Source organism: Rothia nasimurium (assembly GCF_004569295.1).
Taxonomy (GTDB): Bacteria; Actinomycetota; Actinomycetes; order Actinomycetales; family Micrococcaceae; genus Rothia; species Rothia nasimurium_B.
Genome location: NZ_SPQC01000104.1, coordinates 1 through 761, shown reverse-complemented (window position 1 = coordinate 761; position 761 = coordinate 1). Strand labels below are relative to the sequence as shown.

The window sequence follows — 761 nt, the reverse complement described above, 5'->3', positions numbered from 1 at the left end:
GGGCGGTGAAGGGGGCGGACGCCGGGTAGAGGGTTTCGAAGTTACGGCGGGCTGCGGCGTCGGCGGCGAGGATTGCGTTGGTGGAGGCGGCGTTGTGGATTCGCCCGGCCAGCACGGCGCGGACGGCCTCGTCGAGGGGTACCCAGCGTTGCACGATTTCTGATTCTTCGTGGACCCGCTCTTCGCGGTCTTCGGCGGGGATGGCGCTGAGGTCGCGGGCTAGGTAGATGCGGCAGGCCTCGCCCATGCCACCGGGTGAGTTGTAGAACTCCATGAGGGTATCCCACCGGGCGGCTTGGAGGTCGGTTTCTTCTGCCAGTTCACGGGCGGCAGCGTGCACGGGGTCTTCGCCGTCGATGTCGAGTAGACCTGCGGGGATTTCCCAGAGGTTGGCGCGGACGGGGTGGCGGTACTGGTTGATGAGTAGCACCTCGTTCTTCTCGTTGAGAGCAAGGACGGCTACCGCCCCGGGATGCAACAGAAAATCTCGTTCGAAGGGTTCGACGCCTTCTTCCAGTGCTATGCCCTCGCGGATAACGTCCCAGACGTAGCCCTCAAATTTGGTGGTGCGGCTGGTGACGTAGCGGGGGTTAGCGATGTCAGCGATTGTATCTTGGGTCGCGGCGAGCGCCGGCGCGTCGAGGCGGGGGGCGTCCCCCACCTCATACGAGAGATTCTGTTGCATACCTTAGAACAGTACTAGCCGTTCTTACGGGCCTCAAGTGCCGCCTTGATCAGCCCTGCAAAGAGGGGGTGGGGGC

The 761-nt window shown here is 63.9% G+C and carries 1 protein-coding gene; it reads right to left on the bottom strand.

The window, feature by feature from the left end:
- On the bottom strand, window positions 1–685 hold a 685-nt coding region (locus E4U03_RS12575; RefSeq protein WP_135014061.1), incomplete at its 3' end, for an NUDIX domain-containing protein.
- Between the last annotated feature and the right edge of the window lie 76 nt (window positions 686–761).